This window comes from Sporosarcina sp. P19, assembly GCF_002743165.1.
GTDB classification, from domain to species: domain Bacteria; phylum Bacillota; class Bacilli; order Bacillales_A; family Planococcaceae; genus Sporosarcina; species Sporosarcina ureae.
Map to the genome: position 1 here is coordinate 138,172 of NZ_PDYR01000005.1, position 24,066 is coordinate 162,237.

Genomic DNA, 24,066 nt, shown 5'->3' on the forward strand with positions numbered 1-24,066 from the left:
AGGCTTGAACAGATGGGAACTGTTCAAGCCTTTTTGTTTGCGGTCAACCAACCGTAACGCTTTGCACGTATTGTGCTATATGCTATAGAGAAAATTATCCTTACAACTTCGTATTCTATCACCAAGTTAACTAGATTACAAGATAGTAACTTAATAGTAGTAAATTTCTAAACTTACTAGTGTTTATTGGTTGACGTGTTTAGTAGATTTATTTTGGAATAATAGAGAGCTAGAAATATGGATTGGGATGAAGGGGGGTAATTTGAATCACTCTGGAGGCAATGGGTTAATTATTTTTATCTTTGAACCTGGTTAAGTTCAACGTTTCTTACAACTACAATCCTAACTTCAATGACCATCGATCAGTATTACCCACTCACATTTTAAGGGATTGGGGCGAATCCGGGAGAATCAGCCCGATCAGAAGAGACAACCGCCCCCTCCGAAGCTCCAATCCCACCCCAACAGCCCCTATCAGCCTTACCTTCCAAAATCACTTCTTCCGATACACCTCTACTAAAAACTTCGGCAAATTCATTTGACGTTTAATTCGGCTCGGTTCAAGCAATAAACGATACAACCATTCCGCTCCTACCTTTTGGAAAGCAGCCGGCGCTCTTTTAATATTCCCTGCTAGCACGTCGAATGATCCCCCTACTCCCTGAAACACTATAGGATGTAGCTGGTTGCGGTGTTGTTCAATCCACTGTTCTTGCTTCGGCGAACCCATCGCAACGAATAAGATATCCGGTTTTGCTTGGTTAATCGTGTCGAGTACGACTTGTACATCTTTTTCATAGCCGTGCTGGACTCCAGCGATTTGAATGTTCGGATGCATGACTTGCAATTTCGCTGCGGCTTCTTCCGCCACTCCAGGTTTCGCGCCGTAGAGGAAAATACGTTTTCCGCGCGCAGCGGCTTCCTGTACGACGCGGTCCATCATGTCGATTCCTGTAACACGTGAACGAATCTGACCTTTTTTTAGCTTAGATGCGAGAATTACGCCAATGCCATCCGGGATTTGGAATTCTGCCCGGTTAAGCAATGCTTTTAGCTCAGGATCTTCTTTTGCTTTCATAAGCTTTTCCGGATTGATCGCGACGATGAGTGATTTCTTTCCTATTTCGATATTCTCGAAGACTTTCGGAATCAGTTCATTGTAGTTCTCCGTGTTGACGGAGACGCCTAGTATTTCTTCTTTCATTTGTATAGCTGCCCCTCTTTTTTGCCATCTCCTAATTTAAAGAAGCGATATTCCGCTTGTTCCCATGCATCCGCATCGAGTGCATTTTTTGTATCCAACATGATCGGTCTTGGCTGCTTCGTCTGCAAGTCTGCCGGATTCAGTTCCTTGAATTGGTCATGGTCTGTAGTTAATAGAAGAAGATCCGCTGTGCCGATTGCTTCTTCAAGTGTAGCAACTTGCGTCGAATGCTGTAATTCCTTGATGTGCGGGTCGAATGATACGACGTCTAGACCGAGTTGTTGCAAAGAATCAATCACTTTCGTTGACGGGCTTTCACGCATGTCGTCAACGTTCCCTTTAAATGCAAGACCAAGAACCGCCACTTTACCGTTTTCAATATGGTATTCTTGTAGCAAACGCTGTGCGCGCTTCGCCGTATACATTGGCATACCATCGTTTGTTAGGCGTGCTTTTTTGATGATATCCGCTTTTTCAGGTGCCAGTTCCACTAAGAACCACGGATCGACTGCGATACAGTGACCGCCTACGCCTGGACCTGGTGTATGAATATTGACGCGTGGGTGGAAGTTTGCAAATTTGATTGCTTCCCAAATATCCACGTCGATACCTTCTGCGATTTTTGCAAGTTCATTGGCAAATGCAATGTTCACGTCGCGGTATGTGTTTTCCATGACTTTCACAAGTTCCGCTGTTGTTGCATCCGTCAGATGGATTGTTCCTTTGACGAATACTTCGTAGAGATCTTTTGTCATTTCTGCTGATTTCGCATTGATTCCACCGACGATGCGGTCGTTGTTGACTAGTTCTTCGAAGATCTTACCCGGAATTACGCGTTCCGGTGAGTGAGAGACAAATAGTTCTTCACCGATAATAAGATCCGTTTTGCGTAATTCAGGCAGCATAATGTTTTCGACAGTCTTTGGTGGAACTGTTGACTCCAAGATTACTAGTGCGCCTTTTTTGACGAATGGCACGATCGATGCGGTTGCCGCACGGATGAATTCCAAGTTCGCCGTGTTGTCCGGGTTGATCGGTGACGGCACGGCGATGATGTAGACGTCTGCTTCTACTGGTGTAGTCGATGCTTGGAAGTGTCCTGCATCTACGGCTTTCTCGAGACGTTCTTGCAGGCCGTTTTCTTCTATATGTAGTTGTTTATTGTTGATAAGTTGTACGACGTGTTCGTTACGGTCGACGCCGTGTACTTGCAGGCCGCTGTTTGCGAACATAACGGCAGTTGGGAGACCGATATAACCTAGGCCTACTACGCATAATTTCTTTTCCATAGTGTATGATACCTTCGCTTTCTTGTTTTAAGTTGTGGTTGGTAAAAGTCTAGCTAGACTTTGGGTTGGATATGGGATCTGCACTACAGGCGGACGCTTTCCTGCGGGCATGGCTTGAGCCTCCTCGTCCGCTACGCTACCTGCGGGGTCTCAAGGCTCATGCTTATCCCGCGGGAGTCGCCGCCTTTCGTTCCGATCCTACCTACAGTGTGGTGGCAGTTAGCGACCACTTTTTTCTTTTTGTTGGAGGTTCAAGTTCAAGTGCATGAGGTTCCAACACGTTTAAGTTCAAAGAGAAAGGATGAATCTCTTCATCCTTGGATTTTAATAGTTACATTAAAAATGATAGAGTACTTTAGTATTTACACTCTTCCACAGAAACTCCAAAAGAACACACAGTGGATCGTAAGCGGAAGGCGGCGACTCCCGATGGATCAGCCCGATCAGGTGAGACAACTAAGAGAACGCAGTGAACAGTTGGCTCACCGCGGGCCCATGGGAAAGCGTCCGCCTGCAGCGTCGATCCACGTTGCCTTCCCCTTCACTCCATCTACTAGAAGTACATAAGGTTTAAGCTTTTGCCGCAGGATCAGCTCGATCAGGCGAGACAACCAAAGAGAGCAACGCGAACTGGTTGGCTCACCGCGAGCCCATGGGAAAGCATCCGCCTGAAGCGTCAATCCACGTTGCCTTCCCCCTCACTCCATCTACTAAGAGCACCTAAGATTTATATCTATTCCATCTATGACAGTATACCAACTTCTCTACCGCATCACCAATTTATTTAGCTCGTGCCGGTACGCGTGCTTGCACGGTATAAGGTGTATACGTCCCTTTCACCACACTCAACCCGTTAGCTCCTGCTATGCCTGGGTGTACGATAAGCATATACTCCGCTCCAAGCGCCATAGGTTTCGCTGGCTGGATCGTCATCGTTTTCTCATTACTAGCCTTTTTAGCCGTTTGTATAGAGACGCTTCCGAACTTCACAAGTTCCATCTTATTAAAATCTTTCGCTGGACCGAAGTTCATGTTTTGCGTGAACTCGACGTTGAATACTTTTGATTGCGGTACATCGGTTGGTCCTTTGATAAACTGGTAACCTTGTGCAACCAAGTCCGATGTTACGAGGCGTTTGTGCATGCCTGCGTGCTCTGTTCCCGGCTTCATTTTAATATTCGGCTCAACGCCTTTGTGTTGCACGGGCGTTCCTTTAGGTCCTGTGTAGTGACCTGTTGTGAGTTTCAGTGCGCCACCGTTTTCTAATTCGAATAACGACTGGACGCTACCTTTTCCTTTTGTCGTCTCCCCTACTACGTTCGCTGCGCTTTGGTCTTTGAGGCTAACTGCCACAATTTCAGAAGCGGATGCTGAGTAGCGGTTGACGAGTACGTACGTGTCTACCGGGAATTGATTTTTCGCTGGGACGACTTTACCTGACTGTGTGCCCATGCGCGTTTGCAATTTGTACGCTTCTTTTACTCTCGGGAAGAAGCCTAGTAATTGCTCGGCGCTGTCTACGTAGCCGCCACCGTTAAAACGTAAATCGAGAATTAATCTCTTCGCTCCTGCCGCTTTCAAACGCGACCAGTGTGCGTTCACGTCTTCTTGTAAATGCGCAGAGAATGACTTAATTTTCAAGTACCCGACGTTTCCGTACATCATATTCGAGCTCACATTGTCTGGATTGTGCGGTGCCGCAATAGTTGCGACTTGTGCCGGTGCTTCGCTGCTTGCGTATTGATTGAGATAATCATTATATTCAGCTGGCGTCATGTACACCGAGTATTCGTCGAGCTGACGTACGACTTCGGTGACGTTTTTCGCATGGCGAAGATTAGTAGGCTGATCACCATAATAGTACAAATCGACTATTTCTTTCACTTCGTCCAGAGTCGCGGCTTCGGTGGCGGGTGTTAAGCAGAGCCAAGCAAAAACAGCCACTACTGCAATAACAGTTTGTTTCATTGCGCTTCCTCCTTTATTCGGTGGGTTTGGTAAAAGTATGTATCTTTTCACTATACCCTATACACCAGCGGTTAAGCGGCTAACTATAATTATTTTTTAGTATATAGTGTCACCCAATAGATTTTACCATCTGAATCGGGTGCCGTGCCTGCTCCCATATGCGTAAATACGGGACTTAGGAGATTCTCCTTATGCGCCGGCGATGCTAACCAAGCATTGGTAATTTCCAGCGCGTCAGTAAAGCCTGCACCAATGTTTTCACCGTATGCCGCCCATTTATAATCAAATTTATCCAGCATCTCTACAAGCGTGCCATGTGTCGGCGTAATATGTGATAATTCCCCGAGTTTCGCCAAATCCTCCGCTCTTGCGCTAGCCATGCGATTAAGTGCAGGATCCGCTAGCAGATTGCTTACTTTGGCGTCTTTTCGTTTGATATTCACATTAATAATTGATTGTGCCGCTAATGAAGGCTGCTCTGGTTCTGGTTTAGGCGGTACCGGTGTTGGTTTTGGCGGCTCCGGTTTTGCTGCTGGTGGTTTTGGAGTCGGCTTTGGTGGTACCGGCTTCGGCTTTTCGGGTGCCGGTTTTTGATTATCAGGATTCGGCTTAATCAAGTTTTTATCTCTGTCGACATAGCCTTTCTTCTGATTATCATACGTAATCAGTCCATTTTTGCGATTTTCGTCGAATTGCATCGTACGGTATAAGAATGCCGCCAATTGGCCACGTGTGACCGGATCATTCGGATTGAATTTCCCGCCTGGACGCGTCGTGGTGATATTCAGTTCGGCAATCGTAATAATGTATTCATATGCGCCACTGCTCTTCTTGACATCATCAAAGATAATGAAGTCGTTGTCATCCGTGACAATATGATAGCCAAGAACCAACAGTTTCGCCATTTGGCCACGAGTAAGTGGTTTATTCGGATTAAATTTCTCCGCATTCTTAAACAGACCTCGCTGTGTCAACGCGCGAATATGATCATACGATCCGTTGTCTTTCGTTACATCCTTAAAATCCATTTTATACGCATGGCTCGGTTTCGCCCCAATAGAAACCGCAATCATCTTCGCCGCCTGAGCCCGAGTAACCGGTTTATTCAGACGATATGTATTGTCAGCATAGCCCTTAATGATGTCATTGGCTGCCATATACATCACCGCGTCATAGGCATAATGCTTCTCAGGTACATCCTTAAACGTGACAACTTTCGCAGCTTCAGCCGGTACAGAAGTAGCTATTCCCCCTGCGGACACAGCGACGCTCATGGCTATAGTACTTAAGAATATTTTTTTGTTGCAAACTAGACTCATATAAACGTCCTCCTTTTGTTAAAGTATACGGGATTTGACAGGTGGTTTGGTAGGGTATTGGTGAAAATTGTTGAGTTAATTGATTTTTTGTATATTTTGGGGGTAGGGGTTATGAGCGGTTGGGCGGTAGTTATGAGCGGATATTGGTTTGTATAGAGCGGATTGCTGGATTGATAGAGCGGTTGATTGGGTGGATAGAGCGGGTGGCCGTGGAGATTGAGCGGATAGCCCGAAACATTGAGCGTGTGGGAGTTTTTGAATGGCAAGAATCTCCTTATGAGCGGTCGGCCGGTGGTTATGAGCGGATGTTTGTCTACATAGAGCGGAGTACCAGCTTGATAAAGCGGGTAATTGGGCGGATAGAGCTGATGGGCATCGGGATTGAGCGGATAACTCGAAACATTGAGCGCGTGAGAGTTTTGAATGGCAGGGATCTGCTTATGAGCGGTGGGTCCGCGGTTATGAGCGGATGTTTGCCTATATAGCGCGGAGTACTAGCTTGATAGAGCGGTTGATTGAGTTAATAGAGCGCTCGACCGGGTGGATAGAGCGCTTAGGCGTCATGATTGAGCGGATAGCCCGAAACATTGAGCGTGTGCGTTAGTTGATTTCAATAAGAAACCAGCGCACGAAGAGCTTATGCACTGGTTTGATTGCTTTTACAATTTCAGATTTTCTGTTTGAAGAAGTCTCGGAGAGAGTTGGTAGATCGCGTTGCGCTTTTTTCCAGACATTTCGGTGAAGGAGTTAGCAAGCATTCGTTTCGCTACGTGGCGGGAGTGGATGTTTGTGAAGTGGCGGAATTGCCGGTTGGTGAGTTGCGCGCCGCCAATGCAGTACCATTCGGCTAGCGTGGCATGGTGGGCATAGCGATCGATATGACCACACGCTCGGCACTGCCAACTTCTGGTCCGCCACTGCATCGTTAATTGTTCGCAATTGGGGCACGCGACACCGCTTGCCAGATCTTGTATGGAAAGTGCATATTTTTCGATTAGCGGAAATGGGTCGTAATGGCGGTGGGTTTTTAAGAGTTCATTCGCTAATCTAGTAATCTGTTTTGCGTTCAAAATATCTGCCTTCATTTCTAAATTTCTTAAACGGTTGGGGATTTCATACGAGAATACGAGTCGGTGGGACGATGTGTTTTCGATGGTGAGTTCGTTTTGGTAGGCGAAGACGATGTAGTCGACGAGGGGAATGTCGATGTTGCGCGCTTGCAGCCAGCTGGCGAAGTAGTGTTTTTTGCGTTCCATTTCTTCGATTGGGCTTCTCAGGACGGTGCGTTCCCCGTTGACTGATTCGCGGATGAATTGTGTCGGATTTTGCTTGATGTGCAGTTTGCCTGCGATGTTTTTGATTTCGAACAGGATAATGGTGCTCGGGGTAATCAAGATGGAGTCGATTTGGAAATAGGCATGCTCGTGTTTCAGGAAAACATCGTGGAGGATTGCGTGCGGATACGGCGGGATGAAGTCTCGTAATTGGTAGTCGAATTCCCTCTCCCCTCCAAACCCTGCTTTGCCGTTGTAGAAGTCGGTGCGGATTTTTTCATACTTGTCGTGATTGACCGGCAAGCGTTTTAATAGCGCCTGTTGGCCGATGATCAGCTTGGGGATCGTGCGAGTTTTGTAGAGTATATTGGTTCACCTCCCTATTATGGATTGTTGGTGCGTGTATTTATTGTAGCAAGAGTGTTTGTTATTGGGAAGTATTGGGATAAATTCAATTTTGCATGGTTTTTTGGGGGTGAAATTGGATTTCGGAGTAGATTTGTTGGGGAGAATTCAATTTTCACGGTGTAAAGAGTGATTTAGGGTGGGAATTTGTTTGAAAATATGTCTTTAGTCACGTGAATTGTGGCGGCTATGAGCGGTTGATTGGCTTGATAGAGCGGTAGTTGGTCGCGATAGAGCGGATAGATGGTTATATAGATCGGTTGGACCTTGGGATAGAGCGGTTGGCTAGGTCGATAGAGCGCTTAATAGAAAGTTTGAGCGCGCGGCTTCGCCTTGCTTGATTTCGTTCAATGGAATGGGCGTATGAGCGGATCGCACGCTTGATAGAGCGGGCCAGCGTGGGGATTGAGCGGATACGCGGTTGCATAGAGCGCTTCAACACGTAGATTGAGCGGATAATGCCTTAGATAGAGCGCTTAGCGGAAAGTATGAGCGGCATAGTCTCGCTCTGCTTGGTTTCGTTCAATGTAATGGTCGTATGAGCGGATAGCAAGCCCGATAGAGCGGTTTAGCGTGGGGATTGAGCGTTTACGCGGAATGATAGAGCGGTTAAGAGATTTTATAGAGCGCTCAAGAACGTAGATAGAGCGGATAATAAACTACATAGAGCACACAAGCGTAATTTATGAGCGCCCCAGCGCAAACTCCCCCCACAAAAACGAAAAAAACTGCCCCCTCAAGGGGCAGTTTTTTCATCGTTTAATCAAATACCGTACATAGTGTTGCCAAGGCGTTGTTTTCCATTGTTCCCATTCCGGCAAATAGAGCGGCAGTGGGTGGAAGACGGATTGGTGCTCGAGGCTGCTGTCTAGATCGTCGTTGTGCAATGCGATCACTCCTGGTTCGACGCCCGTTGTGAGGACTGTGCGATCAAGTGATGTGAATGGTGCTTCGACAACGTTTTGGACTGCTCGTCCGTTGTTGTCCAGCGTCCATACTTTCGCATTGTTCTGGTATTTGTCCGTTAGCCAGTTCGTTTTGACACTGACGACTTGATTTGCTTCATTTGTTTGAATAAATGTGTTGACGTTCGTGCCGAATGGCAAGTCCATTTGCTCGTCGTACGGTGCTACGCGCACTTCGTAATATGCTAGTGGATTGTCTTTTTGTGTATTGCCTAAGGCTTTATACGCCTCTAGCCATTCGTCGTCTTTCGCAGGCACTTTGGATACCGATACAACGACTCCATTAATTGTGGAGATGTTATTCGGGTAGTCCGGTGTGATGCGTTCTTGCGCTTCAGCCAGTTTCTTTTGTTTATTCGTTAAGACAGGCTTACCTTCAGGTGATTCATTCACTTCCGGATTAGACATGGTTCCGTCTGGATTCGTTGTTGCATCATCCGGATTAGGTGTAACTTCAGGTGTGCCATCCGTATCCGGAGTGCCTGTAGTTGGCGCTGTCTCTGTACCAGAATTGTTATTATTCGAACTATCCGGTGAAGATACCGGTGTATCCGGTTGATCGACTGAACCGTCCGGGTTACCCGATGTGCCGTCGAAATTCTCTTCAGGAGCATTCGAATTACCAGCCGGTGGTTCTGTATTCGTTCCGTCGATTTCCGTTTTCGGATCGTCGTACGGTACGGTGCTCGGTGGTACGCCGTCAGCAGATAGAGACGCTACGGATTTGCCTTTTGTACTGCTGATTCCGTCTTCTGTGTCTTCAGGTTCTATTGGTTCTACTTGATCTTCTGGTTGTTGATTCGGATCGACTTTCGGTGTGAATGGTGTTTGGATCGAGTCATGCTGGATCATAACCGGCGCGCCCGTTTCCACGTTTGGCCATTCGTTGTCGAGAACGTATGTGACAATCGTCTGGTCGGTGCTGTAAATATCAATCGATGGTGATTCGCTATCACGTTTAATTGCTACGACATAGCCGCTTACTGGACTCGTCAATGCAGATTCATTCGGTATTTCTGCGAGCTGTGCTTCGACAATTTCCGTTTTTCGTTGTACTTCTGCGAGATCACGCTCCGCTTCCGCAATCGCTTGCGCAAACGTTCCATCTTCTCTCATTTCAATTCCGACATTCAAATTGACACGCACTTTTTTCTCATCGTTCGTATCGTAGTAATCGCTGTCGTTTTTCGAACCGCCCGCAGAGGACTGTTCATACTCGAGATTACTGATCGTTTGTGAAATCGAAGACGACTGATTTTGCAACGCGGATAGTTCCGATTCTAGTTCATTGCGCTTGGAATCAATGTGATCCACTTTTAATGAAGCGAGCTCCGTTCCAAAGTCCACCGTCTCCCCTTCTTGAACAAGCCACGAATCAATTGTTTGGTCGTCTTTCAGGTAAATGGTATGCAAATCTTTCGGTGAAATGAACCCTTCTTTATCGAGCTCATTCTTGTAATCATCCGCAGACAGCCGCTCGTACTCACTGACGTACTGCGCTTTCGGGATGACACTTTTTTCAGCGAACACCAAATACGTGTTCAATGCTAGGAACGCTGTCACGAGGACTGTCACGATGATGTTTTGTGTTTTCATCTTATAGTCCCCCAATCATTAACAAGTTCAACATTTTTTCGATGGGAGCAAAGCCAACTGCCGCTGTGATCAATGCAAAGACCACTTGCAAGGCGATCAACATCCACAATGCCTGCTTGCGGATACCTGTATGCTCTACAACTTCTTCACCGACTAGTGACGTTTCCACTTTCGAGAAGCTGATGAAGCGATATTGAACCGCCACGATCAATGCAGAGAAAATCGTAAGTTGATTGACAAATAGAATGATGTACCAATTATCCAAAAATGTTACCGCGAGAGGTCCGAATGAAAGAATCGAAACCGCTGCTGTTTTTCCAGCAACCGCGAAGATTAGGAAATTGATGAGTTTTTCAATTAATAATAATCCCGTAACTACTAGCTGCAACTTCAGCAATGGTTTAAACGGAATTTTCGTTAGCATGCTTAAAATCCATGCAACGCCCCAGAAATGGAACGACATGTAGATAATGGCCCAGAGTATGGCGCCGACTAAAGCGGTGATGCGACCAATGGTGAATTCATCGAGCGAACCGTTCGCCAAGAGATACGTCATCGTCCCAGTATTCATGCCCCACATATCGCGGAGGACGAACAGGATGATGCCCAAAATGAATACGCTAAACACACGGCGTTTGAATCCAGTGACAGTTCCTTGCCCAATTTCAACAGCAAGCCGGTCAGGATAAACTAACGAACGCCAGTAACCGTAAGTAGAATACATATGTACTTCTCCTTTGCCTCCAACTTATCCACTGATTATATCAGTTTCTATCTCTCTTACTTTATCAAAAAATGACGGATTTGCAACGAATGTCTCGTTTTGTTGCAGAATTTGGCAATAGAGTCGGAGATTTAAGCGCTGTATATGACAAGTGAAGCTACATTGTGCGTGGGATTTCCGCTGCAGATGGGGGACGCTTTCTGGAGGGCGCGGTTCGAGCCTCCTCGTTCGCTGCGCTTCCTGCGGGGTCTCGAACTCGCACTGATCCTCCCAGAGTCGCCCCCATCTTCCGCTCCAATCCTACTATTATAGTGGATGGAAGTAATTCAATCACTGGCAGTAAAGTGTAAATTGTTGTTGTTATTAAACTTGCTTAAGTTCAAATAAAAGTTCAACTGCAAAAGCAATCACAAGTGGAACTTCAATGAACCACGAAAAGTATCACCCACTCACTTTGCAAGGGATTGGCGCGTAGGAGGGGCGACTCCCGATGGATCAGCCCGATCAGGTGAGACAACCAATAGGGAGCCTGCGACCTGGTTGGCTCACCGCGGGCCCATGGGAACGCGTCCCCTCCGAAGCGCAAATCCCAACCCCTATCGACCGTCAACCCTTCAGATTATTCACAATCCCAACTTTAATGAACCACAAAAAGTAACAACCACTCTGTTTGCAGGGATTGGCGCGTAGGAGGGGCGACTCCCGATGGATCAGCCCGATCAGGTGAGACAACCAAAAGGGAGCCTGCGACCTGGTCGGCTCACCGCGGACCCATGGGAAAGCGTCCCCTCCGAAGCGCAAATCCCCAACCCAACAACCCGTCAGCTTCTGCCACTTAAAAACCCTAGTCCATTAGATCCGTTTAATTATCTGAATGTTTTTAATCCAAAGAAATAGGCTATAATAGGAAGCAATAGGGTCAGATGGCTCTAATTACAAAGAGGAGTGATGAGCGATGAACTTGGAAAAGACCATTGAGTTTACGTGGCAAGACTTTGCACTAGGCCTTGGCGGATCAGGACTATTCGTAGTGGCGCTCCATTTCCTGACACTATGAGAAACCGCATAGCAAAACGCACATAAAAACACCTCAACGTCGACGCACATAGATGTGCTTCTAACTGAGGTGTTTTTAACGTTTTAGTGTGATGATCAAATCACTCGCAGTCCTTCCATCAACTCCTTAAACAAGAGTTGGTTTTTCGTTTCTAGCGCATAATCTACCATTCGTTCCCAATTATCTTGCTCCAACTTCTCCACCAAACCGTCCGCTTCACGCATGTACTCTTCCTGTAGATGGCCTTCCAATCCCATCGCTCCTTCGAGTATAGTCGACAAATGTAAATGCAAATCGGAAACTAGCAACAATTGATAAAGTGGGATCCGGATAAATCTGCTGCCTCGCTGAAAGACGAACACTTCTCCTAAGTTCTCAATCTGCAGATTTTTCGTATTCACAACGATTTCTTTACCTTCCTCGGGGATGAATTGAAACACCTCATCGTTTCGCTTAATCGAGAAATATTGATAAGCGAATACAAGGCGTAAGTTGAATTCTTCTTTCCTGGTGAAAAATGGCTTGATTCGCTGTATGACTAGCATATCTTCCCCCTCCTCCTCAGTAATTTGAATTTTCCGATTATTATTAATATATCACATTAAAGAGGATTTTGTGCATGATATGAGACGGAAACCATCTAATATACCAAGAGAATTTTTCAGAAAACGGTCATAGTGGCGAATCACGCCGTCTTTCGGGTTATTCATCACGCCCTACAAGAAAGGTTTTGGACACTGGCTGATACTCAATGTTTCCTTCTCGCAATTGTTCCAGTAATTGCTCGCTCGCATCGACATTCGTTTTCTCGTAAGAAAAAATCATTTGATGGTTTGCGTACGAGATGACGACTTGCTCGAACATCATCTCTTCGCGAGTGACGTTATACAAATATGTAACGTTGCCATTTGGATCATGGACGGATTTTTCGGAGTATTGTTCGAGAGATTCGAAGAAACATAGCTCACTTGCGATTACGGGTTTCGGCTTTTGTACACGGTGCCGCAATTGAGGTAAGTATAAAATCAATTGCACTTTTTCTATCACTTTCGCCTACTTTCTATTTTTTATCACAATCTTCTCATAATATTGTAGAAAAATCTCGTAATTGTCAATTCGTCAATTCATATTGTCTAAATGACAATTTAACGAAATACCGGATTCTTTTCTTATACGATGGCGAGAAAAACGGGTGATGAAAATGAGTTTCGGAACACAATTACGAGAATACCGCGATGAGTATTTACATATTTCACAAAAACAGATGGCTGAGGATCTTGGAGTCGATGGCGCGACGATGTCCAGATATGAATCAAGTGAACGAGTTTTCCCGATTTATTTGGTGCCACTTATTAAGGAAATCTATAACATACCGGATGATGTATTGCTTGCGATGATTCTGGACAAACCATTAAAGACGGTACGCTCTTTTTCAAATCAAACGCTCGACAGTACCGCCACATACAAAAATGGGTTTCTTGCGCAGTACGGATCACTAATTGAAAACGAACCACTGTTGAAAGAATTTATTTTACGAGCAAATTCATTGGACCACGAGAACCGCCAATTGTTGCTGTCAGGCATGTTGAACCTTATGCAGCTATTCGATAATCAAACAGGTAAATGAAATCGGATGGTTTTTATGTTTCTCAAGTTGTGGTAAAAGACCGATAAAAACGGTATAATAGGAGGAATGCTTAAGTAAGGAGTGGATTCGGTGGCCATCACTATTGAACGAATCGCAAATATGCACGAATCACAAATTGAAGAATTCATGAATCATATTAAACATACATTTCAGTCGTCTGTCCCTGCACAGGCGGAAATTCTACGCAAGGCCGCTTCACTTGTACGTATGAACGCAATTGGTGCGTATCGCTACACGGAAACCGAGCAATCCTTAATGGCCAATATTTCAGGTACAGAGTCGGAATTCGCGCGTCTTTCTTTCATGACGATGGAACCGTACTGCACATGTGCCGACGGAGACTGGTGCGCGCATCAGATCGCGGTCGTCTTCCATTTGTACTCGCAGTTTCATTCATTATCAGATTGGCTCAATACGTGGCGCCAGTCCGGGACTGTGCAGACACAATTGTCGATCAATGAGCGGACGCCAGAAGCTTGGTTGAACGCGTTATCCGTATTAGTGAAGCCGCTTACCGAGTTGAGCCCGAGTGACGGACCGACCGGTTTCTTGCATTATGCTTCCAAAATTGAACATCAGAAGACGCGGCTTTCTCCTTTTGAATGGGAATGGAAGCCGCTCTTTTCGCTGTACTATCAGCTAACGTTATTGCGAGCGGCATGGCCTTTCCTAAATAGCGAGCTATCGGCGAATGATTCCTATCATTACGGCAAATGGCAACTGACGATTTGGCTCAATGAACAAATGTCCGAAATTAAAGCGAGCATTAAACAACTGAGTTCGAAATCACGTCTATTTGAGACGGATGCATTTCATGTGAAGCTGAAAGATTTGATTCATTCATTCGCAATAGACGAAGAAGGTTTATTCTCGAAGCGTTTTGAAGCGTTCCGTCTTGTCTATACTGAGCTTTATTCTGATGAGGCTGAATTGACAGAGGAGATTGAACGCCTGCAAAAGGAAACGGCAGAAGATGCGGCATTGTTCCGTGCGTTTCTCTATTTGACGTCGGGACGTTTTGACGAGCTTGACGAGGAGTTGAATACGCTAGATGCTACTGCTGTTCCCCAGTGGTTGGCATTTGCGCTTTATGCGAAGGAAGATGAGGATTTTGATATTGTGCAGTCGATTATGCAGCAATTGCTCCCTCATTTAGCCGAGCATTATCAGCAGCTTGCAGCGCGTAACCGTTCAGCGTTTGCCGAAGATATCGACGAGTTACTATCGCTGTCTGATGTTTCAGAAGCACAGCGCGATCAACTGTTCCAATCGTATGGGCCGGAAGCAAATCGTGCGTATGGCAAGTTTTTATTCGAACGTAATCGTTACGCCGAATGGGCTGCGCTTATGCATTTAACACGCGGGTCAGTCGATATGATTGACAGCTCTGCGATGAAGACGGCGCTTGCGGAAGATTCGCAAGCGGTGTTCCCTCTCATGCATGCTGAAGCGTTGAAATTAGTCAAAGAGAAAAATCGAGATAGCTATCGCCGTGCTGTGCGTTTGTGGAAGCAAATGAAGACTGCCGCAAAGCGCGATGGCCGCAATGAATTTTGGAACCGTTATGTCCATACAGTCCGCCAGCAATTTCCACGTCTGCGTGCACTGATGGAAGAGATGGAGAAAGGAAATCTACTGCTATGACCGATTCGAACATCTTACAACTTTCATTAGAGTTAACGTTACAAGAAGGACAAGACGGCCTCTTCATCGTGTCCGCAAATGTCGCAGGTGAAACGCGCAAGATCGATGCCGATATGTTGGTGTCGTATTTATTTTATTCGGATGAGCCTACGATGTACGGCATGTTGGTGGAGCAGCGGGATAATTGGCTCGATGTATCAATCGATATGTTGCTGCGCTTGTTCTCGGCTGGTAGTCATCCGTATGTGCAATACTCCGGTGCGACGTCTGACGATCAACAAGTGCTGACTGACATTCGTGAAGCCGCGACGTTGTGGAAAGATCCTGCGCTATTTTCATACGTTGAAGCGAATGAGTCTGGACTGTCGTTCGATCTCGATAAAACGCATTTATCCGAGCAGGCTGGACGATATATCTCGCTTGCAATGCGTGGTCAGTTGGCGACGCTTGGTGTCTCGATGGCAGACTTCCCTGCTTTGTTGCCGCACTTCAAGCAGTATGGTTGGCCGAATACTGAAACGTCGAAGTTACCGTTCCGCGTAGCCCTTCGTTTGACGGAGCCCGATGTTGATGAGACGGATTGGTTGCTTGAGACGATTCTGATTAGTGATCGCGGTGCGCAGTGGTCGCCAGCTGCCGGTAAAATTGCGGGTTCGATTGAAAATGCTTTGCCGGCAAAACGTAAGCCGTATGCAGAGGATATCGAAGAGCGTCAAGCTGAGATGGTGGGGATTTTCCGTTCCGTTGAATGGTATGAACCGCGACAATTCATGCATGTGCCGTTAAATGATGCGCAAGTGCGGATTTTCATTCAGGAAGATCTGCCGCTTTGTCAGGCATTTGATTATCCGGTTATACTGCCGGCTTGGTTAAAGAACGTGACGGAGACGAAGTTGAAGATTCGGACGTCTGCAGGTATGCAATCGTATCGTTCGTCAGCGAGTCTCGATCAAGTGCTGTCGTTTGATTGGCAGTTTTCACTCGCTGGGGAAAAGATCGACAGAAATCAATTCCAGAAGATGGTCGATGAAAACCGTGAATATATCCGCGCGGGCGATGAATGGTTCCATTTGGATCCGGCATGGCTCAAACGCATTCGTGAGTTGATGGAGCAAGTCGATGACGGTGAATGGACAGTGAAAGATTTGCTGTTCAATGAAGTACCGGAAGAGATTGCGCCTGTCTATGATGAAGAGGAAGAAGACGATCCGTTAGTAGCGTTTTCAATGCAGCAGTCTTTGCGTAAAGTGATGAATATGCTGCATGACAAGAAAGGGTTGCCGCCTGTTCCAGTACCGAAGACGTTGCACGCCGAGTTGCGTCCATATCAGCAAGAAGGTTTCGAGTGGCTTCATTTCATGCGTGACAATAAATTTGGCGCGGTGCTCGCGGATGATATGGGACTTGGAAAAACCGTACAGCTCATCACGTATTTGCTGTATGTGCATAATTTACCGGAAACCGACTCCCCTTCGTTAATTATATGCCCGACAAGTGTCATGGGTAACTGGCAAAAGGAACTCGAACGTTTCGCACCTTCATTGACGGTACACGTACATTACGGGACGAATCGTGCGCGCGAGGAGCAGTTTGCCGATATGATGAGCAAGCGTCAGCCGCATATTATTTTGACGACGTATGGGACCGCTACGCAAGACGGTGAAATGCTGTCGTTGTATGAGTTTGCGAATGTAACCATTGATGAAGCGCAAAACATTAAGAACTTACAGACGAAGCAGTCACGGGCGATCCGGAAGTTACGCGGTGAGCATCATATCGCGTTGACGGGTACGCCGATCGAGAACCGTTTATCGGAGTTATGGGCTATTTTTGATTTCATTCATAAAGGATATCTCGGCAGTTTCCGTAAATTTAGCGAGGAGTTCATCGTGCCGATTGAGCGTGATGATCTCGAAGCGGAGAAGCGGAAATTGCGTGCTCGCATTCAGCCGTTCATGATGCGCCGGACGAAGAATGATCCAGAGTTGCGTCTGAACTTGCCTGAGAAGCTCGAGCAAAATGAATATGTACCGCTGACGCCTGAGCAAGCTGCATTGTATGAGAGTTTTGTTTCGGAGACGAAATTTAAACTCGAGACATTGACAGGATTTGAGCGTAAAGGCTTGATTTTGAAGATGCTCAGTCGATTGAAACAATTATGTAACCATCCGGCATTATTCCTGAAAGAACCGCCAGCCCCTGCTGCCGAGTTGACGACGCGTTCCAATAAAATGGCACGAATCGTTTCGATGGCAGCGGAGATTGCGGCGAACGGTGAGCAATGCTTGATCTTCACGCAGTATATTGGCATGGGGCAGATGATCCGTCAGTGCTTGTCGGAGTTGCACGGGATTGACGTGCCGTTCTTGACGGGTAGTATGCCAAAAGGACAACGTGATGCATTGGTCGAGGCGTTCCAAAACGGAGAATTCCCGATTTTCATCCTATCGTTGAAAGCTGGGGGCACCGGCTTAAATCTGACGCAGGCGAATCACGTATTGCACGCAGACCGCTGGTGGAATCCGGCTGTGGAGAACCAGGCAACGGATCGTGCGTACCGTATCGGGCAGACCAAATTTGTGCATGTGCATAAATTTGTGACTGTTGGGACGATCGAGGAAAAGATTGACGAGATGCTCGTCGAGAAGGCGGCGCTGTCAGCTGATTTGATTCATTCGAGTCAGTGGTTGACGGAGCTCAATGATCGAGAGCTCGAGGATTTGCTGACGTTTAATTAACCTATTGATCATTAGGACCTGTATCGAAAGTGGATGCAGGTCTTTTTGTATTCATTTTATATCGGGGATGAGGAAAGGGTTTGTTTTGATTGTTTCGAGGTAATTAATGCGCTCGTTGAGGTTGGCGATAATGCGGATCAGCTGGCCAATCTGGTCTTCGAGGCGTTGAATATCTTGTTTCTGCGCGACTGTAGGTGGGCTGTGCATGTGGGCTTCATCCTTTCTTTGAGCGGGTATGTATTCCGTCAGCCCGCCCCGCGGAAGTGGTCTCCGACAGAAACGGGCGACGGATGAGTTGGCGTAAAATTGATTCAGTTCCTATGCTGAATGTACTCCCGGCATCACAGAGGATCGGGTCCCCACCCGCTCTTGCTTCTGCCGAATAGGTCATGCTAGTTGGCGAATATGCTTGTAGTGTCGTGTAATGTTCTCTTTTTTCATTTCTCTTCAATTGTGTGTCATCCATCTCTTTTCAGGAATTGATCAGCAACGGATGTGCGACGGCGTATTTGCCTTGGTCTTCTCCCCTTTCGTTTTGGACCTGTTTAGAAAATAGGCAATGCGGTTTCGGTTGTTTTCGCTTCTTCAAAACGTTTGGGCTCAGTAGATGAATGCGTTCTCATTTCTGTGTGTTGAGGTTTAGCTGATTTCGACAGGAAGCGGATGTCGCTGCACATGACTTCTGTGACATACACTTTCGATTGATCTTCGCGTTCGTAGTTCCGGGTCTGAATGCTTCCACTGACGCCTACGAGCGATCCTTTGCCACAGTGACGGACTAGGTTTTCGGCGGATCGTCCCCAGACAGAGCACAGCACGAAGTCGGTTGCTACTTCCCCGTTTGCGTTTTTGAAGCTGCGATTGACGGCGAGGACGAACGTGGTGTTGACACGTCCTGATGAGTGTTCTTTTAATACGAGGTCTTTGGTGATGTTCCCTACTAAAGCCACTTGGTTCACGAGTTGGTCCCTCCTTTCTTTGTGCTGCCCTTATCGTAATCTACATGCGATCTTGTTGGCAAAGTGGCAAAATTGAATTTTGATACGATTTTCGGCGTCGTTTTTCATTTTTCATTCGAAGCAATTTTGGAACATTCGCGGTAGTATGCGATTTCCGCTTGATGGGGTATATGGCATTTTTGAATTTTCGAGTATTTTATGATTTTTATGCTATACTTGGGAAAATTGTACCGAGGTGATGGAATTGAAGACGTTTAAGATGATTTCGGTGGAAGTAATTCAGGAGAGTGGCGTGCTTGCGTTTCCGCTGTTTGATGGCATTATCATCAATCAGGAGAACAGTCATCGATTGTGGGTTCTTGAGCTGTTCATAGATGCTAAGCATAAGGACATTATGGAAAAGTGGAAAGTTGAGGAGACGTTGCTAACCGTGCGCGTCGTGATTTCGTATCCTGGTAACGAGCCTGCTTCGTTTGATGTGGCGGTGGAAAACTGGCGGCAGATTGGGGACCGGATTTCTGTGTTAATGAAGGGTCGTTTGAAGCGTGTCCGATCGAAGTATCCGGAGCATTTGCTGGAAGAGTTGCTGGATGAAGGTTTGACAGGCGATGCGCTGCTTGAGCAATTCCAAACGGCCATGTGGGATCGCCCGAAGTTGAAGCGCGATACGGAGCTTGATGAGAAGACGAAGTTGTGATGGATGGGCTGCCCTTTTGGGTGGCTTTTTTTGTTTTTTGGGGGTAGGTGGTAGAGCGGTTATGTGGGTATTTAGAGCGGTTGTGATTGGGTATTGAGCAGATGGCGCGTGCGATAGAGCGCTTGGGATGACACATAGAGCGCTCGCGGATAAGGTTTGAGCGGATAACACGCCGCATAGAGCGCATACACGCTAACATTGAGCGGGTCAGCAGACACATAGAGCACTCGCGGTAGGGCATTGAGCGGATGGCGCGAGCGATAGAGCGTTTGGGAGGATGTATTGAGCGGCTCGCGGAGTTTGATCGGATAACACGCTGCATTGAGCGCATACACGCTAACATTGAGCGGGTCAGCAGACACATAGAGCACTCGCGGTAGGACATTGAGCGGATGGCGCGTGCGATAGAGCGCTTGGGAGCATGTATTGAGCGGCTCGCGGAGTTTGAGCGGTTAACACGCCGCATAGAGCGCATACACGCTAACATTGAGCGGATCAGCAGACACATAGAGCGCTCGCGGATGAACATTGAGCGGATGGCGCGTGCGATAGAGCGCTTGGGAACATGTATTGAGCGGCTCGCGGAGTTTTGAGCGGGTAACACGCTGCATAGAGCGCTCGGACACTGGCTTTGAGCGGTTAACATGCCGCATTGAGCGGATACCACGCCGCACAAAGCGCACACACTAAAAAATCCACACACAAAAACGGCCCAAGCATTCAATATGCAGGGCCGTTTTTATATTGGTGGGAATCATCGTGTTTTACGATCGCCATCGCGCAAAACGCCGTCAGGAGCAGAGTCGCTACCGTTCATGTTGCCGTCCATATTGTTGTCGTCACGTGCGCCACGGTTTTCGTTGTTGTCATCGATGAGTTCTTCGCGTGTTTCTTCAATCCCTTCACGCGTGTCCTCCAGGATGCCCTCGCCGTCGTTGTCCATGATGCCCTCTCCGTCGTTGTCCATGATGCCACGGTCATCATTGTCGTCAAGACCGTCGAGGTTTGGACCCATACGCTGGTTGTCGTTGGGTGTATTGTCACGTTCTACGTCTTGCATGGGCGTTTCGTTGTTGTTCGGCAGTGCACCGTCGTTCGTGTTACATGCGGTTAGAACGAGTGCAGATGCGAAAACTACAGGTAGAGCTTTTCTGATCATAAAAAAATTCCCTCCTTTTTTACAAGCTGTGAACCATACGTTTTGGTATGTTCATCGATAGCTTGTGCGAAAAGGAGAGAACTATTCGTATTAATTATTTGGATAGCCTGATGTGGTTTCTAATACATTTTGAACGTATACAGCTTCCGCTTTACAGCCATAATCATAATGTGTGTTAAGATTTTGTTGTAAAATTTCAATTTGCGCGATCTGTTCTTCCGTCGGTGGATCATTGAGTATGCGGATTAATACTTCCTCCACGCGCTCTGCTAATTCTTTGTGGAACTCGGGATCTACTTTGACGTCGTCCGGAATCTTGTCGTACCAAAGCGCTTTAGTCGTTATGTATTCCCGCCAGTTCGCATAAAACTGTTCGATGTTATATTCTTCTGCAGACCAGCCGATTTCACTCATATATTGTTCGAATGATTGAGAAATGGAACGAGTGATGCTGCTCTTTATATTTGGAGAAAGCTTTTTTAACATGCTGTAATGTACCCTCCCACTGTATGCCATATTGGCATTCCAATGATTATTATATCAATTATTCAGTACTGCATCGTGATGTTATTGTTCTTGGACGGGACCGAGTGCGAACGTAATATCTGCTTCGCATGCCACTTCGCCGTCAACGGTTGCGATGGCTTTTCCTTTACCGATTGTTCCACGTAAGCGAACAATTTCCACTTCGAGACGTAGCGTGTCACCTGGTGTGACTTGGCGCTTGAAGCGGCAGTTATCGATGCCTGCGAAAAATGCTAGACGGCCTTTGTTTTCTTCTTTTTTGAGTAAAGCGACTGCGCCAACTTGTGCGAGTGCTTCTACGATTAAAACACCCGGCATGACCGGATAGCCCGGAAAATGGCCGTTGAAGAAGTCTTCATTGATTGAAACGTTTTTCAACCCGACTGCACGCTTGCCTTCTTCGAGTTCTTCGATGCGATCGACGAGCAAGAATGGATAGCGATGCGGGATAATTTCTTGTATTTGTTGAGCATTTAGCATGAAATATATCTCCTTTATTCCAGAGGATCTGAAGAAATCAGATGTTTCTGTACTTATTTACCGTTCATGATATCAAAAATATGCTGCCATGTCTCTTTTTTGAAGACATCGCCTGCTGATCCGTCGCCAATTACACTGAATCCAACCATTGTACCCGCTATAGCTGCTAAGACAAGCAATACGATGAAAATCAGCAAGCGCAACCAGATCGGTATCATGCGCACTTGTACCCAACGCATTTCACTAACAGGTTTTGTGATTTTTTCAGAGCGCTCTCTGCGTGGCCATTTCGATTTAATCTTTGTCCAGAATGTCGTGGCGGATTCTTCTGGCGCAGGTAGTTTTTTGACAGGTTCTGTTTCGACTAGTGGTGTTCCTTCTATTACCTCACCTGGAGCGTCAGGAGTTGTTTCTGGCGCTTCTGTCTCCGTTGTCGACTCAATGTCTTCTGGAACTTCTTTGTCCGCTGTGAGTGGCTCTGCCAGCGTAACTGCCACTTCGTCCATTTCAGTTGGTACGACCGGATCTGTTTCTGTCAATTCGATCGGATCTTCCATTTCTGCTGGTTCCGAAGTCTTTAATGGTTCAAATGGTTGTACGGGTGATAGTGGTTCTGTTATTTTTTTGAAGTTTTTATTTTTATCAGTCATAGTAAGTACTCCTATTGCACGCGTTAGCGAATGCCATTAATTAAGCCCATCATCTGGTCCGCCATCGTTACGGAACGCGCATTGAATTGATAGGCACGTTGCGTCGAAATCAAATCCGCCATTTCTTTTTCATACTCTACGTTGGAAGTTTCGAGCGCTTGATTTTGCAATCCAATCTGATTTCGTCCAGCACCTGTCATTTCTGTCAATAAATCATTTGCTGTCAGTCCGATTGCTGCTAGGTCTGTCGGCAAACCAAAGTTGGTTGCGGAAAGTTGAACCATTGAATCTGGCTTTTCTAGGACGGTGACACCGAGATTAAATTCCTGTGTGCCTTGTGGTGTCGTCACTTGCAATACACCATTCGGACGAATTTGATAGTCGGTTGCTTGTCCAGAAAAGACGATTGGACGGCCTGCGCTCTCCGCCACCGCGAGTCCTTCTTCATTGACTAGCGCATTGTTGCCATTTGCAGTTGGCGACAAGTAGAAATTCCCTTTACGTGAATAAATGATTTCCTCTCCGCCGTCCGTTGGCTGGATCAAATTAAAATGTTGTTTCGGTTCCGTTAGCGCAAAGTCTAGCTGGCGGTCCGTTATTTGTACAGAGCCCACTTTCCAGTTCATCTGCAAGCTGCCGAGATGCGCGCCAGTCCCCATACGGATGCCAAAATCTGAACTGCGCTCGGCTTGATCTGCTTTGTCATTTTGGATTTGCTGGAATAATAGTTCTTGGAATGTAGCTGCCGAGGATTTATATCCATGAGTACCGACGTTCGATAAGTTATTGCCGATCAAATCGAGACGTTGCTGCAACTGGTTCATCGTGTTGGTCGCTGTAGTCATCGTGCGGATCATCAAAGGTCACTTCCTTTTCGCATGCTTCTATATGTAGTCATTAATTGACCCGTCCTACTTCATTGACCGCTTTTTCCATACTGCGATCATAAGCTTGCAGGACCTTTTGATTAGCTTCAAATGCACGGTAAGCTGTCAGCATATCCGTCATCGAGCGCGCGGCATCGACGTTGGAATCTTCGAGATAGCCTTGTTGCATCGAGTATGTGCCCCCTGTAGGTAACGCATTGCCGTCGATCGTTGTGAAGAGTCCGTTATCTTGCTTAGACAATGTATCCGGTGAGTCAGAGTAGGCAATACCTAGCGTCGCGACTTCCGTTTCCCCTGCGAAGATTGCTCCTGAATCCGTCACGCGAATATCATCACTTGTCAGTTCGATCCGATTGCCTGCATCGTCAAGGACGTATAAGCCGGATGGATTGGTCAGGTACCCTTCTGCGTTGACAGCGAAATTACCGTTTCGTGTGTAGAACTGACCGCCATTTTCACCTTCTAGCGTGAAAAACACAGTCCCTGCAACGCCTGTCTCTTCATTGACTTCCATCGGTCCATCAAGTAACGCGATATCGGTCTTCTGTTCTGTTTCACGCAACTGTCCCTGTGCGAATAAAGGCAAGGTTTCCTGCATATAAACGCCTGTCGATAGTTCGCCGACTTCGGAAAGATTTCTAAAGTTCAAGCCTTTTTCCGTCGGTACACGCATTGAATCCAAGCGGGACATCAACATGTCAGGAAATGCACGAATCGTCGACTGCTCCGCCTTATAACCTGGCGTGTTGGCGTTCGCGATATTATTTGATAGCATTTCCGTACGGCGTTGCTGTGCAATCATGCCTGATCCTACTGTGTAAAAACCACGAAACATTTCATTTCACTCCTTTGCATCATGTCGAATATTCGTTGTTTTT

At 46.7% G+C, this 24,066-nt stretch carries 22 protein-coding genes; 4 read left to right on the plus strand and 18 right to left on the minus strand.

Annotated features, from left to right (window positions below):
- Positions 1-493: 493 nt before the first annotated feature.
- The 9 genes from CSV74_RS07685 to CSV74_RS07740 all read right to left on the minus strand — a co-directional run bounded on the left by CSV74_RS07685 (position 494) and on the right by CSV74_RS07740 (position 12,848).
- Positions 494-1,204, minus strand: coding sequence for a WecB/TagA/CpsF family glycosyltransferase (locus tag CSV74_RS07685; RefSeq protein WP_099691243.1), 711 nt, complete (start codon positions 1,202-1,204; stop codon positions 494-496).
- Complete coding sequence (locus CSV74_RS07690) at positions 1,201-2,493, minus strand: nucleotide sugar dehydrogenase (RefSeq protein ID WP_099691244.1); 1,293 nt, start codon at positions 2,491-2,493, stop codon at positions 1,201-1,203. Before CSV74_RS07690 ends, CSV74_RS07685 begins: the two co-directional genes overlap by 4 nt.
- 780 nt (positions 2,494-3,273) lie before the next feature.
- Positions 3,274-4,461, minus strand: a complete 1,188-nt coding sequence (locus CSV74_RS07700; protein WP_099691246.1) for a S41 family peptidase — start codon at positions 4,459-4,461, stop codon at positions 3,274-3,276.
- A gap of 89 nt (positions 4,462-4,550) precedes the next feature.
- Positions 4,551-5,780 carry a CAP and S-layer homology domain-containing protein gene (locus CSV74_RS07705; RefSeq protein ID WP_099691247.1) on the minus strand — a complete coding sequence of 410 codons (1,230 nt, stop codon included), beginning with the start codon at positions 5,778-5,780 and terminating at the stop codon, positions 4,551-4,553.
- A 659-nt stretch (positions 5,781-6,439) separates the two neighbouring features.
- Positions 6,440-7,357, minus strand: a complete 918-nt coding sequence (locus tag CSV74_RS07715) for a nuclease-related domain-containing protein (RefSeq protein WP_158231773.1) — start codon at positions 7,355-7,357, stop codon at positions 6,440-6,442.
- An 854-nt stretch (positions 7,358-8,211) separates the two neighbouring features.
- Positions 8,212-10,020 (minus strand): efflux RND transporter periplasmic adaptor subunit, encoded by a 1,809-nt coding sequence (locus tag CSV74_RS07720; RefSeq protein ID WP_099691250.1) that lies wholly within the window; start codon positions 10,018-10,020, stop codon positions 8,212-8,214.
- Position 10,021: 1 nt separating this feature from the next.
- Entirely contained in the window at positions 10,022-10,744 is a 723-nt protein-coding gene (locus tag CSV74_RS07725; protein ID WP_099691251.1) for a hypothetical protein, read from the minus strand.
- Positions 10,745-11,896: 1,152 nt separating this feature from the next.
- A complete protein-coding gene (locus CSV74_RS07735; protein ID WP_029055269.1) occupies positions 11,897-12,346 on the minus strand; it encodes a hypothetical protein in 450 nt (149 codons plus the stop codon).
- A gap of 157 nt (positions 12,347-12,503) precedes the next feature.
- Entirely contained in the window at positions 12,504-12,848 is a 345-nt protein-coding gene (locus CSV74_RS07740; protein WP_099691253.1) for a hypothetical protein, read from the minus strand.
- Positions 12,849-13,002: 154 nt separating this feature from the next.
- Here CSV74_RS07740 and CSV74_RS07745 point away from each other — a divergent pair, with 154 nt between their 5' ends.
- The 3 genes from CSV74_RS07745 (at position 13,003) to CSV74_RS07755 (ending at position 17,831) form a co-directional block, all read left to right on the plus strand.
- Positions 13,003-13,428, plus strand: coding sequence for a helix-turn-helix transcriptional regulator (locus tag CSV74_RS07745; protein ID WP_099691254.1), 426 nt, complete (start codon positions 13,003-13,005; stop codon positions 13,426-13,428).
- 90 nt (positions 13,429-13,518) lie between these two features.
- The gene (locus CSV74_RS07750; protein WP_099691255.1) at positions 13,519-15,093 is read left to right on the plus strand and encodes a hypothetical protein; all 1,575 of its coding nucleotides are present in this window, start codon (positions 13,519-13,521) and stop codon (positions 15,091-15,093) included.
- Positions 15,090-17,831 carry a DEAD/DEAH box helicase gene (locus CSV74_RS07755; protein WP_099691256.1) on the plus strand — a complete coding sequence of 914 codons (2,742 nt, stop codon included), beginning with the start codon at positions 15,090-15,092 and terminating at the stop codon, positions 17,829-17,831. The genes CSV74_RS07750 and CSV74_RS07755 overlap by 4 nt, the downstream gene beginning before the upstream one ends.
- A 51-nt stretch (positions 17,832-17,882) precedes the next feature.
- Here the strand turns inward: CSV74_RS07755 and CSV74_RS16620 are convergent, their stop codons facing one another.
- Positions 17,883-18,038, minus strand: a complete 156-nt coding sequence (locus CSV74_RS16620; protein ID WP_155979569.1) for a hypothetical protein — start codon at positions 18,036-18,038, stop codon at positions 17,883-17,885.
- A gap of 338 nt (positions 18,039-18,376) precedes the next feature.
- Positions 18,377-18,790, minus strand: coding sequence for a single-stranded DNA-binding protein (locus CSV74_RS07760; protein ID WP_099691257.1), 414 nt, complete (start codon positions 18,788-18,790; stop codon positions 18,377-18,379).
- Positions 18,791-19,034: 244 nt separating this feature from the next.
- Between CSV74_RS07760 and CSV74_RS07765 the strand changes: the two genes are divergently transcribed.
- Positions 19,035-19,487, plus strand: a complete 453-nt coding sequence (locus CSV74_RS07765) for a YwpF family protein (RefSeq protein WP_099691292.1) — start codon at positions 19,035-19,037, stop codon at positions 19,485-19,487.
- Positions 19,488-19,558: 71 nt separating this feature from the next.
- Here the strand turns inward: CSV74_RS07765 and CSV74_RS16510 are convergent, their stop codons facing one another.
- The 7 genes from CSV74_RS16510 to CSV74_RS07795 form a co-directional block, all read right to left on the minus strand.
- Positions 19,559-19,849, minus strand: a complete 291-nt coding sequence (locus tag CSV74_RS16510; protein WP_143560757.1) for a hypothetical protein — start codon at positions 19,847-19,849, stop codon at positions 19,559-19,561.
- Positions 19,850-20,241: 392 nt separating this feature from the next.
- A complete protein-coding gene (locus CSV74_RS07770) occupies positions 20,242-20,646 on the minus strand; it encodes a hypothetical protein (RefSeq protein ID WP_099691258.1) in 405 nt (134 codons plus the stop codon).
- A gap of 90 nt (positions 20,647-20,736) precedes the next feature.
- The gene (locus CSV74_RS07775) at positions 20,737-21,132 is read right to left on the minus strand and encodes a hypothetical protein (protein ID WP_199170328.1); all 396 of its coding nucleotides are present in this window, start codon (positions 21,130-21,132) and stop codon (positions 20,737-20,739) included.
- 81 nt (positions 21,133-21,213) lie between these two features.
- Positions 21,214-21,651 (minus strand): 3-hydroxyacyl-ACP dehydratase FabZ, encoded by a 438-nt coding sequence (fabZ, locus tag CSV74_RS07780; RefSeq protein WP_099691260.1) that lies wholly within the window; start codon positions 21,649-21,651, stop codon positions 21,214-21,216.
- A 53-nt stretch (positions 21,652-21,704) separates the two neighbouring features.
- Positions 21,705-22,301, minus strand: a complete 597-nt coding sequence (locus CSV74_RS16900) for a DNA-directed RNA polymerase subunit beta (protein ID WP_233190840.1) — start codon at positions 22,299-22,301, stop codon at positions 21,705-21,707.
- A gap of 23 nt (positions 22,302-22,324) precedes the next feature.
- Positions 22,325-23,158, minus strand: a complete 834-nt coding sequence (locus CSV74_RS07790; RefSeq protein ID WP_099691261.1) for a flagellar hook-basal body protein — start codon at positions 23,156-23,158, stop codon at positions 22,325-22,327.
- A 40-nt stretch (positions 23,159-23,198) separates the two neighbouring features.
- The gene (locus CSV74_RS07795; protein WP_099691262.1) at positions 23,199-24,023 is read right to left on the minus strand and encodes a flagellar hook-basal body protein; all 825 of its coding nucleotides are present in this window, start codon (positions 24,021-24,023) and stop codon (positions 23,199-23,201) included.
- Positions 24,024-24,066: the final 43 nt, after the last annotated feature.